Origin of the sequence: Vibrio makurazakiensis, from assembly GCF_050337375.1 — a bacterium.
Taxonomy (GTDB): Bacteria; Pseudomonadota; Gammaproteobacteria; order Enterobacterales; family Vibrionaceae; genus Vibrio; species Vibrio makurazakiensis.
This window is the reverse complement of record NZ_JAKJSW010000359.1, coordinates 1-2,664: the sequence shown is the minus strand read 5'-3', so window position 1 is coordinate 2,664 and position 2,664 is coordinate 1. Positions and strand designations below refer to the sequence as shown.

Genomic DNA, 2,664 nt, shown 5'->3' with positions numbered 1-2,664 from the left:
GTTACATAACGACCCGACACCTTCCCTGATTCACTTTGGATCTTTGGCTGGAACTTAAATATCTCTTCAAGAACAACGTTGGAACCTTCAATGCCAACGACTTCCGTAATACTCATGACTTTTCTACTACCGTCATGAAGACGGCTGATCTGTATAACGAGATCGACTGCACTAACAATGGTTCTACGAATCGCTTCCAAGGGAAGGCTGCTTGTCGCCATCATTATCATTGACTCTACACGAGCAATCGCATCCCTAGGGGTGTTCGCGTGTAAGGTAGACATTGACCCATCATGGCCAGTATTCATGGCTTGTAGCATTTCAAACGCTTCCCCACCACGACACTCACCCATTATGATTCTATCCGGTCTCATACGTAGTGAGTTGATGACTAAGTCTCTTTGCGTAATGGCCCCCGTGCCCTCAATACCAGCAGTTCTCGTTTCTAAACGAACTACGTGGGGCTGAAGTAACCTCAGCTCCGCCGCATCTTCTATTGTGACAATTCGTTCTTTTTCAGAAATATATTGTGACAACGCATTTAACATTGTCGTCTTACCGGWACCTGTGCCGCCCGAAATCAAAATATTCAGCCTGCAGCGTGACGCTATCATCAAAACTTTAGCCATTTCAGGGCTCATCGCGCCAAAGTCCACTAGCTGACCAAGGTCAATGCTTTGTTTCTTGAACTTACGTATTGAAACCGATGTGCCATCGATAGCAATTGGAGGAGTGACTATATTGACACGGCTACCGTCAGGTAAACGCGCATCACAAGTAGGGGAAGAGTCATCAACACGTCGACCAATTCGGCTAGCAATTCTTTTTGCTATTTGTAACAGCTGAGACTCATCAATAAAGCTAACAGGGGCTTTCTCAACAATACCGTTTCTTTCTATAAACACATTGTTATAGCCATTAATCATGATGTCGCTAATTGAGTCATCATCCATTAGCTTTTGTAGTGGTCCAAGACCGTGTAACTCATCAACTAAGCTACGAACGTATTCATTTTTGACGACAGTTGCTACAGAAAAGCCGTGCGTTTCAATAAGCATTTCAACCGCACTGGTCAGTTGTTTGCTTAATGCGTCTTTCGAAAGAGAGTGAACAGCTTCAGCATCTAACGCGTCAAATATTTGATTACGGATTGCTATGTAGTTGGATTTAGCCTGATCCATTATTTGAACCTCTTGAGCAACTTCTTAAGTGGCGATGTTTCCTCGTTACGCTCACTTTCCCCAAGTAATAATGAAGTTAATCGATTCAAGCTTTTACTAATAGGTAGACCCAACTGATAGATATGCTGACCTTCCAAGACCATCTTTCCAACCTGCGCTTCATTGGGGCAAACCACATCAACGTTTCGAGCCAAGAATTGCTTAATCTCTTCTACTGAAATAGTGGCCGACTTTTCAACCATGGTGTAGTTAACGACAACAATACAGCGAACTTTGGAATCCAAGTTTTCTAACGAAGCTAGAAGACGCTTGGTTTCACGTACACTGGAGACGGTAGGCTCTAGCACTAATGCAATAATGTCATTATTTTCAGCGATGTACTTTAGATCAGTTTTTGAGTTAGAAGAACGCGATAGGTCTTCTAAAATAAAGTTATATTGCCCCGCCATTTTTCCAGACAAAGAACGTGCGTATTCTTTAAGTTCGAGCTCATTAAGCTCTTCTGACTCGACGGCAAGTACAGCTAACATGTCATTGATTTTCTTGATCATGCTGCTTGCATAACTCACGTCTAAATTTGCAGTGAGTGCTCCTGGAGCAACAGTCTTTTTCTGAAAGTGCTTTTCACCAAGGAAAATATCGAGATTTCCCCCACGAAAATCATGATCAACGATAAGACAAGAACTTTTCTTCTTAGCACTGAGTTCATAGGCTATCTCAGCAGTCAGCATCGTGGCACCGACACCACCTTTGGTTCCCCAAACTGCGACTTTTTTTGCAGTCCTATCTTTACCTAGTCCGCTGTTCTTTTTTCGATTGCTATCCACGTTTCTTACAAAGTCGATCAATTCTTGCTTCGTAATAGGCCAAAATACATAGTAGAAACCCATATCCTTTAGATTACGTATGGTAGAAATAGCGTCTTCACTACCAACCACAATAACCGAGGCGCTATTTGGTAATAAATGGCTGATTCGTTTCATATCTTCAGTAACACYTTCAGTCACATTCAATTCAACGATAGCAATTTCGATGTTAGCTTCACGAACATGTTGTTTGATATTCTCATCGGAATTATTCAACATTGACGGAGGAACGATCCCCTCAAAGCGAAAAGCTTCTTCCACAARATCGATGCATTCTTGTGTTTGATGGAACAATACAGAGGTTATCTGTTCTTGAACCACTTCTTTCTCTTCTACTTTTGTTTTTAATATATCTACTAGATCAAACATTTTACTATCGCCTATCGCACGCTATTCAGCATTTTTTCTGGGTTAACCATAGACTGCCATCTAGCATTCTCGGCGTAGCACCCTGTTTCCCCGTACCCGAAACGATCAATTGATTCGTAAGTACACACTTGGGTTATGGTCTTATATTTTGTATAGCGAACGGATAGATCGAACAAACGTTTATCAGGCGAATTAGTCGGCTTTAAAGACACCAGATTACCGCTGACTCCTTTGTTAACCATATATTC

The 2,664-nt window shown here is 41.9% G+C and carries 2 protein-coding genes and 1 pseudogene; all 3 read right to left on the bottom strand.

Annotation, left to right across the window (positions count from 1 at the left end):
• Positions 1-1,181, bottom strand: a 1,181-nt coding sequence (locus L4C33_RS21350) for a TadA family conjugal transfer-associated ATPase (RefSeq protein ID WP_428814399.1), incomplete at its 3' end; no start/stop codon positions are given.
• Positions 1,181-2,416 carry a CpaE/TadZ family protein gene (locus tag L4C33_RS21345; RefSeq protein WP_428814398.1) on the bottom strand — a complete coding sequence of 412 codons (1,236 nt, stop codon included), beginning with the start codon at positions 2,414-2,416 and terminating at the stop codon, positions 1,181-1,183. The genes L4C33_RS21345 and L4C33_RS21350, both read right to left, overlap by 1 nt.
• An 11-nt stretch (positions 2,417-2,427) precedes the next feature.
• Positions 2,428-2,664 (bottom strand): annotated as a pseudogene (locus L4C33_RS21340) (hypothetical protein); the annotation flags it as partial.